Origin of the sequence: Anabaena sp. FACHB-595, from assembly GCF_048568275.1 — a bacterium.
Taxonomy (GTDB): domain Bacteria; phylum Cyanobacteriota; class Cyanobacteriia; order Cyanobacteriales; family Nostocaceae; genus Trichormus.
In genome coordinates, this window is sequence record NZ_CP183474.1 from 304369 (window position 1) to 314950 (window position 10582).

General features: G+C 42.0%; 11 protein-coding genes. 5 read left to right on the forward strand and 6 right to left on the reverse strand.

Annotated elements, in window-relative coordinates; translation table 11 throughout:
* Window positions 1-352: 352 nt before the first annotated feature.
* The 3 genes from ACN222_RS28320 to ACN222_RS28330 form a co-directional block, all read right to left on the reverse strand.
* A complete protein-coding gene (locus ACN222_RS28320) occupies window positions 353-487 on the reverse strand; it encodes a hypothetical protein (RefSeq protein ID WP_269083613.1) in 135 nt (44 codons plus the stop codon).
* A 525-nt stretch (window positions 488-1012) separates the two neighbouring features.
* A complete protein-coding gene (locus ACN222_RS28325) occupies window positions 1013-1147 on the reverse strand; it encodes a hypothetical protein (RefSeq protein WP_269083614.1) in 135 nt (44 codons plus the stop codon).
* A gap of 78 nt (window positions 1148-1225) precedes the next feature.
* Window positions 1226-1360 carry a hypothetical protein gene (locus tag ACN222_RS28330; RefSeq protein WP_269083615.1) on the reverse strand — a complete coding sequence of 45 codons (135 nt, stop codon included), beginning with the start codon at window positions 1358-1360 and terminating at the stop codon, window positions 1226-1228.
* Between the two features lie 110 nt (window positions 1361-1470).
* Between ACN222_RS28330 and ACN222_RS28335 the strand changes: the two genes are divergently transcribed.
* From ACN222_RS28335 to ACN222_RS28345, 3 genes are all read left to right on the forward strand, one after another.
* Window positions 1471-3612, forward strand: a complete 2142-nt coding sequence (locus ACN222_RS28335; RefSeq protein ID WP_010999849.1) for an NHLP bacteriocin export ABC transporter permease/ATPase subunit — start codon at window positions 1471-1473, stop codon at window positions 3610-3612.
* A gap of 339 nt (window positions 3613-3951) precedes the next feature.
* Window positions 3952-5400 (forward strand): NHLP bacteriocin system secretion protein, encoded by a 1449-nt coding sequence (locus ACN222_RS28340; protein ID WP_010999850.1) that lies wholly within the window; start codon window positions 3952-3954, stop codon window positions 5398-5400.
* 175 nt (window positions 5401-5575) lie between these two features.
* Window positions 5576-6370, forward strand: a complete 795-nt coding sequence (locus ACN222_RS28345; protein WP_010999851.1) for a hypothetical protein — start codon at window positions 5576-5578, stop codon at window positions 6368-6370.
* Window positions 6371-6767: 397 nt separating this feature from the next.
* Here the strand turns inward: ACN222_RS28345 and ACN222_RS28350 are convergent, their stop codons facing one another.
* Window positions 6768-6899, reverse strand: coding sequence for a hypothetical protein (locus tag ACN222_RS28350; protein ID WP_395939713.1), 132 nt, complete (start codon window positions 6897-6899; stop codon window positions 6768-6770).
* Between the two features lie 296 nt (window positions 6900-7195).
* Window positions 7196-7285 (reverse strand): hypothetical protein, encoded by a 90-nt coding sequence (locus ACN222_RS28355; RefSeq protein WP_149028811.1) that lies wholly within the window; start codon window positions 7283-7285, stop codon window positions 7196-7198.
* A gap of 258 nt (window positions 7286-7543) precedes the next feature.
* On the opposite strand from ACN222_RS28355, the gene ACN222_RS28360 reads away from it, so the two are divergent.
* Window positions 7544-8215, forward strand: a complete 672-nt coding sequence (locus ACN222_RS28360; protein ID WP_419756910.1) for a hypothetical protein — start codon at window positions 7544-7546, stop codon at window positions 8213-8215.
* A gap of 151 nt (window positions 8216-8366) precedes the next feature.
* On the opposite strand, the gene ACN222_RS28365 is transcribed toward ACN222_RS28360, so the two are convergent.
* Window positions 8367-9861, reverse strand: a protein-coding gene (locus ACN222_RS28365) for a transposase (RefSeq protein ID WP_010999504.1) whose coding sequence is annotated in 2 segments (ribosomal slippage) — window positions 8367-9173 and window positions 9175-9861 — 1494 coding nt in all. Because the reading frame shifts where the segments join, the coding sequence is not laid out codon by codon here.
* Window positions 9862-10082: 221 nt separating this feature from the next.
* On the opposite strand from ACN222_RS28365, the gene ACN222_RS28370 reads away from it, so the two are divergent.
* A complete protein-coding gene (locus tag ACN222_RS28370) occupies window positions 10083-10565 on the forward strand; it encodes a calcium-binding protein (protein WP_395939717.1) in 483 nt (160 codons plus the stop codon).
* Window positions 10566-10582: the final 17 nt, after the last annotated feature.

The following is a 10582-nucleotide window of genomic DNA, read 5'->3' on the forward strand; positions in this document are numbered from 1 at the left end:
TGAGTCTGTCTTGAGCAAGGGTTACAGCGATTCTATCAGGGAGCAAGTCAAACTTGTCAGTTCATGTGTAATATTTATCTGTGATCGCCTTAGACGACTCAGAACTTACGAAGCTCAAAGGTATTGTTCCACGATGAGTTATGGCAAGAAGGAGGAGTTTATGAGCGTTTAATTCGTGCTGAGGAACGATAGCCGAATTTAGACCAACAGGGTGCCAGGTATCGAAATTGCCAAAAGCCACATGAATTAAGTTAAAAGCCCATTGTTAGACCTTCTTAACAATGGGCTGAGGTGCTTTAGTGATAAGCTGATAGGAAAGAATACCCAACCCCAACTTCTCATTTCTACAAGATCAGATCGCCCAAACAACAACCTGTCCGCCAGCTACACCATCCAGATGTTTCAAGCTGAGTGGTTGAAGTGGTGAAAGTTTCTTGTCTTGGGCTTTTTGAGTTGTGTTGGTTTTCGTCTGTTGTTTATCGGTCATTTCTTCTACCTTACTTTTATTTAATTGGAATAAGAGATTTTCATTCACAATTGCGGCGATACCTTCGGTAAGCTTCGCTAACGCTCTTACTGTTCAGGGAACTCTCGTCACCCGCCATCCAAGAGATTTTGAGCAAGCCCCTAAGTCCAGTATTTCATCAATTCTTAACAGGTTGAGTCTGCCTTGAGCAAAGGTTACAGTGATTCTATCAGGGAGCAGGTCAAACTTGTCAGTTCAGGTGTAATATTTATCTGCAATCGCCTTAGACGACTCAGAACTTACGAAGCTCAAAGGCACTGTCCCCCGATGAATTATGGCGAGAAGGAGGAGTTTATGAGCGGTTAATTCGTGCTGAGGAACGATAGCCGAATTTAGACCAACAGGGTGCCAGGTATCGAAATTGCCAAAAGCCACAAAAATAGGTTAAAAGCCCATTGTTAAATCTTCTTAACAATGGGCTGAGGTACTTTAGTGATAAGCTTATGAAGAAAGAATACCCGGCCCCGACTTCTCGTTTCTACAAGATCAGACCGCCCAAACAAGCTGCTGTCCGCCAGCTACACTATCCAGATGTTTCAAGCTGAGTGGTTGAAGCTGTGAAAGTTTCTTGTCTTGGGCTTTTTGGGCTGTCTTGGTTTTTGTCTGTTGTTTATTGGTCATTGCTTTTCACCCACTTTTATTTAATTGGAATAAGAGATTTTCACAATTGCGGCGATCGCTCTTGCTGTTAAGCAAATTCTAGTCATCCGTATAAGCTACCCAACCTGCGGCTACACCCTCTAACTGTTTCAAGCTTACTGGTTGAAGCTGTGAAAGTTTCTTGTCTTGGGCTTTTTGGGCTGTCTTGGTTTTCGGCTGTTGTTGGTTGGTCATTGCTTTGACCTCACTTTTATTTAAAAGGGTTAAAGCGATATTATCACGCTAGGAACTTGTGCAAGTGATATCCTCGTTGTTAATGACAGAAAACAAGCCCATCTGGTCAAATGACAGAAAAAGCCCTACGGGAACTAGCCTCTGTCCTCAATCCCGCCGCTAATCTTCCCCAAGGAGAAACACCCTTACTAGTTGCTGTGGGTGCTGTAGGAAAAGCATTGGGGATAACTATTCGCCCACCTGCAAAAACTGAAATTCTTCTTAGCGGACTCCCGGAAACCCTCTTAGGAATTGCCCGTGCTTCTGGTTTCCGCATCCGTCGAGTTACCCTCATACCCAACTGGTGGAAAACAGATTGCGGTTCTCTAGTAGCTTTTACTCAAGCAGAAAATCGCCCTGTTGCTCTACTCAGGGTAAAAGCTAACAAGTATGAGATACTTGACTCTGTAGATTTGACGTACACTCCTGTCAACCGCCAAACTGCTGCACAACTCGCACCCATCGCCTATACTTTTTATCGCCCCTTACCAGACAAAGAAATTACATTCTTAGATATGCTGCAATTTACCCTTAGAGGGAGTACAGCAGATTTGCTGAAAATCCTCTGGGTGGGAGTATTTGCAACTTTGTTCGGGATGTTTACCCCGCAAATAACAGGCATTCTCATCGACTATGCCATTCCCGATGCGAACCGCCAATTATTAATTGAGATGGGTTTAGGGTTGTTAGCCGCTAGCTTTGGGGTGACAATCTTTCAACTGACTCAAGCTTTTGCCATTTTGCGAGTACAAACCCAAGTCAGTTACGATACTCAAGCTGCGGTTTGGGATCGACTCCTCAAACTTAAACCCGCCTTTTTTCGCTCCTATTCCACAGGGGATCTCTATAATCGCGTCTCCGCTATGACTCAGATTCGCAACCGATTGAGCGGTAGCATTCTGCGAACCTTATTCACGAGTATATTCTCATTGTTAAATTTGGGATTGCTATTAATCTATAGTTTTCCTCTGGCATTAGTAGCAATGGCGATCGCTTTGGTAATAGTTCTGATTACTACTATTATTAGTCTGCTTACCCGCCGAAAATTACGTCCCCTCCAGCAGCTTTCGGGAGACATTCTGGGACTAACAGTGCAGTTAATCGGTGGAGTCTCTAAACTGCGAGTTGCTGCTGCTGAATCAGAGGCGTTTGCTTACTGGGCAAAAAAATACACTCAGCAGGTAAAACTGATGTTAAGTACCCAATTCATTGAAGATGTGCTGACCACCTTTAATGTTATGCTGCCAGCAGTCAGTTCAATTGCGCTGTTTGGATTGTCTGTTTCCTTGCTGGGAAAGGCTGAGGGAGGAACGGGATTATCTACGGGGACATTTCTCGCCTTTAATACTGCCTTTGGTACTTTTATCGCCAGTGCCACAAGATTAAGCAACACCCTCATAGATATTTTAGAAATCACGATTTTATGGGAACGCACCCAACCCATTTTAAAAACAAAACCAGAAGTTGATGCTGATAAATTCCATCCTGGCAAGCTTTCTGGTGAAATTAAATTAAACCAAGTTAGCTTTCGCTACCGCCAAGATAGTCCTTTAGTTTTAGAGAATATCGCGCTAGAAGCCAAAGCCGGGGAATTTATTGCGATTGTCGGAGCATCGGGAAGTGGAAAATCCACTGTTCTAAGGTTATTACTGGGATTTGAAACCCCAGAGGCAGGAACAATCTCCTATGATGGCAGAGATTTGTCGGGATTAGATATTGCAGCCGTGCGGCGACAATTGGGAGTAGTGCTGCAAAATGGGCGAATTATGAGTGGTTCGATTTGGGAGAATATTGCTGGGGGCGCAATTGTTACCCAAGATGAAGCTTGGTCAGCATTGCAGATGGCTGGATTAGCGGAGGATGTGGAAGCAATGCCTATGGGGATACATACTATTATTTCCGAAGGAGGGGGCAACGTTTCAGGAGGACAGCGCCAGAGGTTATTTATCGCCCGTGCGTTGGTACATAAACCGCAGATTTTACTGTTTGATGAGGCGACATCGGCGTTAGATAATCGCACCCAGGCGATCGTGACTCAAAGTTTAGCACAATTGGGAGTCACTCGCGTAGTGATTGCCCATCGTTTAAGTACAATTCGTCATGCAGACATGATTTATGTGCTGCAAGCAGGGAAGATAGTCCAGCAGGGAAGTTTTGAGGAATTAGCAGCCGTTGAGGGGTTATTTGCTAATTTGATGGCGCGACAGAGATAGTGGCGTGGCCAAGCTAAAAGAGTGTGAAAATATAGTTATTGTGGTGTGGGAACTCCTATAGAAGGGCTAGAGAGCTTATCCTCCAAGAGAATTTTCATCCAAGACCACTACCCCCAGATCCTGTTCTACCACCGATTACATTTTTCAAGTCTTCCAGTGAGAGTTGCGAGAGAGGCAGAACGTCAATTATTGATGATTTGCTTGTCTTAGAATGAGGTTGATAATTGGCTTTTTTCATATCAAAGATATCTCCGATTTTAGAAATGAGAGTATAAATTTTTGGTATTTTATACTGACTTAATGTCAAGTTTCAAGATTTTTACATCTAAAATTACATGAATGTCTGACAAAAAACGCAGTATCTTTCGTCAACAAGCACTTGATCGCCTATCTTCTCCAGAACGTTTGGATCATTTGATGCAAGTTGTTAACCACAAAGATTGGTTATCTTTGGGCGGATTGGCTATTTTTGGGGTTTTAGGTGTACTCTGGAGCGTGTTTGGTAATATTCCCATCACAGTCACAGGAAAGGGAGTGTTAATTAATCCCCGGCGGGTGGTGCAGTTTCAGTCTCCGATATCGGGACAGGTGCGATCGCTAAATGTTAAAGATGGACAATGTGTAGCCAAGGATGATATTCTCGCCACCATCGATCCCTCTCAACAAAAACAGCAATTACAGCAACAACGGGATAAACTAGCTCAATTACAACGACAAGTCCAAAAAACTACTTTACTGCGACAACAACAAACCCAGTTAGAAACAGAAGCGATTGCTGCTGAAAGAACAAGTTTAAAACAACGGTTGCAAAATACTCAAAAATTAGCTCCTCGCCTGCAAGATGAAGGATTAAATAGCATTGACCAACAGCGTCTTAGTCTTCAAGAACGTCTCAAAGATGTAGAAGAATTAACGCCTGTACTCCAAAAAAGAGTTGAAAAACAACGGGAATTGCAAAAGCAAGGAGCAATTTCCGAAGAACAAGTTTTACAAGCAGAACAAGAATATCGCCAAACCCGTCAGAATATCTCAAAGATTAAAGCACAGTTACAGCAATTACGAGTCCAAGAAACAGAACAACAGCAAAAATATTTGGAAAATAAAAATAATATTACCCAAATTAACGCTGAGTTAGAAAAATTAAATACCCGTAGCAAACAACTAGAACAGAATAATCTAGCAGCTGATAATACTGAAAACAATCAAATTCAGGAATTGCAGCAAGCGATCGCTCGCTGGGAAAAAGAAGTTGCAGACAACAGTACCATTAAAAGTTCTCACGCTGGATGTATTGTAGAAATAACCGCTACTCTAGGGCAATATCTCAGTCCAGGCAACCGTCTAGGAACTTTGCAAATATCTGGACAAGCCAGCGAAATGATGAGCGTTGCTTATTTTAGGGTACAAGATGGCAAGCAAATTAAACCAGGAATGCCGATTTTAATTACACCAGATACGGTCAAGCGGGCAAGATTTGGGGGGATTGTCGGGAAAATTACTAATATTTCAGCCTTTCCTGTCACCTCGGAAGGTGCAAGTTCTGTAGTAGGAAACCCAGAATTAGTCCAAAAAGTGATGGATGGGGAAGGAGGGAAAATAGAGGCGATCGCGCAATTAAAACTTGACCCTAAGAACTTTAGCGGTTATGAGTGGTCATCTTCTGATGGGCCAAAGTTGGCAATTTCTCCAGGAACAACTACCACTGTCAGAGTAACAGTAGAAGAGCGATCGCCCATCACTTTTGTTTTGCCAATTTTAAGGGAGTGGAGTCGGCTAGAAAATCTTTGATGTGGCAAGGAACTAAGAACTCGCATCGAATGTGTTGTCGTAGTTGATGTGAACAGTTTACTAACCTAAAAACCAAAAGCATTTTTCCCTTTGAAGCTTTATCCATCTGATTAGAGCAAGATTATTGGAGTTGATTTGCTATCGAATCTGGACGAAAACCACTGAATTAAAACAAGTGGAATATGAATACACCACCTTCCAGGCGCAAAAAATCAGTTCTGCCCAATCTAGGGATAATACATCACCAGATAACTTTGCCCAGAAGGATATCTCCAAAGAAGAAAATCCAGCTACAGCAACTATTACAGTTAATGCTGTTGAGATACCTGAATTAACCGAGCAGGAGCAGAGCGATCGCCTGTTTTTAAAACGTAAGGTCGAAAGGGCGTTTTTTGAAGCGGGGAAGGCACTCATGGAACTGCGCGATCGCAGATTGTACCGTTCGACCCATGCAACATTTGAGGAGTATTGTAAGGACAGGTTTGGATACAACCGTTCTCGTTCCTACCAGCTAATTGATGCCGCTATCGTTGTGGACAATCTGCAAAAATGTCCACAATTTGTGGACATTTTACCAACAGCCGAAGGTCAAGTACGCCCTTTAACAAAGCTTGAACCGCAAGAACAGCAAGAGGCTTGGCCAACTGCTGTGGAAGAAACTGGTGGTAAAGTGCCAACTGGCCGCATCGTTAAAGATGTGGTGCAGCGAATTATGGAGCGCACCCAAGTACCTAATAGTTATCAGATTGGCGAAGTGTGCCAAATCTTAGCTAAAGATAACCCCGAACTCAGAGGCAAAGGCGGGTGTTGGTGCATAGTGGTTGCTGTCCATGACTTCAGTTGTACCGTTAGAATTTGGGACGGAGAACTGACGGCTGGGCTGAAGCATCTCAAGTCCTTCGATTACTTGCCTGTGGAATGTCAGCAGATGCAGGAGATTTGCGATGGCGTTCCGCAAGAGCGTAGCTGATCGCATCGGTCGGATGTACCCCGGTGATTTAGAAGGGTCGGTGCAGAGGTTTTTGGAGTCGCTAGGCAAGCTAAACTGACGCAATATTTCTTAAACTTGAGATTTCCTCGATAATAATCATAGAGTTAAGTATATCCACTGATTTTGCACAATCTTTATAAAGAATTTATTCCTAAAGATAAGTATATAAGTGTATTCTCGTATCAATGTCGATAAAATCACATTGAATTTTATTTTTACGTATATAAATCAGAGTAATATGATGGAAAATTTTCAAGTTCAAGAACTGCTGATTGTGATCGCTGTTCGGCAGCAAAACCCCAGTATTTTGACCGCAGACTTTCTCAAGTATACGGGGATTATCCCCAGTGACTGGGAATTAGCTAGACCACCAGTTTTAACCAACACTGCGGCTCAGGTTGTTTACCAGAATGGTGTGAGCATTGTTGCAGAGGTCAATAGGGTGATTTTTGCAGAAGCGATCGCCAATAAAGAAGCAAGCGATGTGCAAATTGCGGCGATCGCTCATAAATATATTGAAACAGTCAAACAAGTGGACTATCAGGGCGTGGGAATTAACTTACGAGGACTTGCACCTTACGAGCCAGAAAACTTGGGCGGACGCAACTACACGTTTAGTAAACTTCTCCAACCAGGAGCATGGCAGGATTTTGGTTCTGCGCCTGTAGAAGCGTCAATGAGGCTAGTTTATACGCTGAACGAGACTCAGCTATATCTGGATATTAATGAAGCTCAATTACAGTATCCAGACAAAACTACTAAGCCAGCAGTTTTGTTTTCGGCTAACTTCAGTCGAGCGATAAATCACGAAGAACCAGCAGCACGGTTGGCAGCTATCAGTGCAGTGATTGACAAGTGGCAAGGTGATGTTAAAACACTCAAAGAGCTTGTCAATAGTAAGTTTTTGGATAATCAAAGCTATTCCATCAATACGGCAACGACTGAGACGCTGTTATTTCCTGCTGCGATCGCTGGGTAATTTTAAAGATTTATTTTCGTTTCATTTAAAGAGATGCTTATTTGTTCATACCTTTGGTAGCTCGTGGCTACTTGGTTTTTGATGTGTAAGTGATTACCCTTAATTATTTAATACCCCTTACTCTCAGCATTTTTTGATGAACCTATCCCACCCTGAAAAAGCTCATTAAGAAGATGAATAATACTTATATCCTCCGTAACAATCTAGTTGTAGAGTCTCCCTTAATTATTGACCTAACTATGTTAGGGGTTTTAGAACAATCTCTGGTTCTGCTGCAAGAACGACTGCGAGCTTTTGCTGATGACTCAGATTTTGCTCAAAAGATGGCAGTAGCTTTTGGGGAAGGGGTTGCGGTTGAGTCTTTACGAACAACGTGGTTGGCAGGGGATTTTAGTATTATTCCTCAAATAGCGATTCGCAATGCAGCAGATATTAATGGTGCGAATGGAGTTTATGGGGTATTTACTAACCGGATTTATCTATCTTGGGAATTTTTGCAAGCGAATCAGGGGAATCCAGAAAATTTAGTAGAGTTGTTGCTAGAGGAAATTGGGCATCGAGTTGATAGTGTTTTGAACAATAGCGATAGTGCTGGGGATGAAGGGGCAATTTTCTCTGCATTAGTGCAAGGAAAAAGTTTTGGTAATGAAGCTTTGGCACGCTTAAAGGCGGAGGATGATTCAGCAGTTATTACTATTTATGGGCAGGTTATCGCAGTTGAACAGCAGAATTTCACTGGTACTAATGGAAATAACACAATAATCGGAACCTCTGGCGACGACACAATTAACGCAGGATTAGGAAGCGATAGTGTAGATGGTGGTGCAGGGAATGTGACCTGTTAATCGTCGATTATTCTAGTAACACTTATACTGGTACAAGTTCCGGCATATCAAGTTCGGTATCCAGCAATGGCGCAGGGGGATTTAACGGTTATTATCAAGCCTACAATGGCTCTAGTTACGATACAGTTAATTTCTAGCGTGGCAAAACTTACTAGAGAAGACGACTCTCTAGATTAGCCAAGTAAGCCTTGGGGTCTCTGCGAAATCGATACTGTTCAATTCTGGCTTTGTGGTGTTTTTGCAATTGAGAGCGTAATTCGAGCCAAGTATGAATATCAACTTGTGCTAAATCAGATGCGGTAAAAGAATGAAGCTTAGTAGCGATCGCACAGGCAAGTTTGACAGAACCACGAATAACGAGAGATGAGGGGGCAACCTTACGACCGGTACAACGACGTTGATGATAACGTAGCATACCAAAAGCGTGTTCTAAGTCATTATTAGTTCTAGGAAAATCTTCAATTTCATAACAATGAAAAAGTCCAGACCAGTAGCTGTGGGTGGTTTTTATAAAGTTATCGATTGCAGTGTTCAGGGTACCAGCTTTCTGCTTTTGTTGAGACATTTCTGTCAACAGTTGCTGATAACTTTGTTTGACCCCAGCAGCATCAAGACCTATTTTATTGTTGAGAATATTACTAGCTTTATCAACCCACTGATATGCAACCCTCACAGGTGAAAATAAAGATGCAGTAGCAGATAATCCCTTAGCTAGAAGGTGTTTTAGGTTAACTAAAGGTGGTGGTAAAGCACTTCTTTTTTCCATCCTTTCTAAGCTTTGTTCTATCAAAGTCAAATTTTCTTGTAACTTTAATCCAGATGCCTCTAACGGTGGATGTCCATCATTGGTTATAGAACTACGGACTGCCGAGCAATAATCTTCAATAATAGTCACCAAATCCTTATCTTCATTGGTAACACTACGTTCAATTTCTCGTAATCCTCTAACTTTTTTTTTTCAATTCCTTTTTTGCATTTCTATCCGCCTCATATATGGGTTTAATTGCTTCTTTCAGGTAATGGTAATGACATAAACCATGAGCAATTTTAGGTAATGCTAACCCAACAGCTTTACGAATTGATTGTTGTCCATCACTAACAACTCCATCAATTGGTACATCCAGTGTATTAGCCACTTCTAATAATAACGCTACTAAATCTTCATTCCTTGATGATAATAAAGTTTTAGCAAGTAAAATTTCTCCTGATAGACAATCTCGAATTACCCATAATACCTCATGTCCAATTTCTGGCTGCATCCCATCAATGGCTAATATCACCCGTCCTTGATTAGCCACTATTGCTTTTAATCTTTTATGGTCTTTTAGCCATAAAGAAAGTAACTCGTCATATCTGTCAATTAAGTGTGTGACCGTTCGTTTACTTATACATATACCTTTTAATTCAAGGTGAGTATGTATTTGAGGAACACTTCTATGTTCCTGGTAGCGTAATGCTCCTATATAAGCAATCACATCCAAACCAAATTCGTTCTGTGGTAGAGCGAGTGACCCTTCTTGCTCTGGTCGATATGCTTTTTTATACCGCATACATGACTTATTTTGACATCGCCGAATTTTTAGCTGTAGTTCTACTACCCCATTTAGCGTTCTTATATGTCGAGGATTATTGTATTCATTCCACATTGCTTGACCACACGAAGGGCATTTTTTTTGAACACAATCGAGTACTTCAAACGATGTTGCTTCTGGTTTTAAACTTTTTCTTACCAAGTTTTTGTACCATTATTTCGTTACAAGCTCAAGATTACAGGATCTCTGCTCCTCTCTAGTAAGTTTTGCCACGCTAGGTTAATTTCTCTAACATTGAGCGATTTGAGATTACTGGCACGGCAGCCAATGATAACATTCGCACAGGTGATGGTAATGACACCATTGTTGGTGGTGCAGGTAATGACAGCATAAGTGCAGGGAATGGGAACAACAACATCACAGGTAGTGATGGTAACGACACTATTACTAGTGGTAGCGGCAACGATACCATTGCGGGTGGTTTAGGAAATGACACTATCACCGCAGGAACAGGCATCAATATCATTGATGGCGGAGAGGGAACAGATACCTTAGTTGATGGCAACTTCAGTACACTAACTACGGCTATCAATGTCGATGATATAGGTATAACTCAAACTGCCATCACCTTAGCAGATGGTACAAGTGTCACCAACATTGAACTGTTTACCAATTTAACCACTGGCAGTGGCAACGATGTCATCAGCTTTACCCAGCGCAACAATAACACGATTAATACTGGGAGTGGAGACGACACAATTAACGCAGGATTAGGAAGCGATAGTGTAGATGGTGGTGCAGGGAATGTGACCTGTTAATCGTCGATTATTCCAGT